The 230-nt window shown below is 73.5% G+C and carries 1 protein-coding gene; it reads left to right on the top strand.

Features of this window, described 5'->3' with window-relative positions:
• Window positions 1–11 precede the first annotated feature (11 nt).
• Window positions 12–230: Uma2 family endonuclease (locus tag ACSNOK_RS36560; RefSeq protein ID WP_436784940.1), on the top strand; the 219-nt coding region annotated here is incomplete at its 3' end.

Raw genomic sequence — 230 nt, 5'->3', positions numbered from 1 at the left:
CCTGTGTGGAGATGGTCGTCGAGGTGGTCTCCCCCGGGCACCGCGCGATCGAGCGCGACCGCATCCACAAGCGCCGCGCGTACGCCCGCGCAGGGGTGCCGGTGTACGTCCTGATCGACGACCACGACGGCCACGGCACCGTCACCGTGCTGACCTCCCCCTCCCCCGGCGAGGCCGTCTACGCCGCCGAGACCCGCGTCCCGTACGGGACCGAGGTGGCGATCCCCGAC

This window comes from Streptomyces sp. URMC 126, assembly GCF_051386555.1.
Lineage (GTDB): Bacteria > Actinomycetota > Actinomycetes > Streptomycetales > Streptomycetaceae > Streptomyces.
The sequence above is the reverse complement of the archived record's forward strand: the minus strand, read 5'-3'. Positions and strand labels throughout refer to the sequence as shown.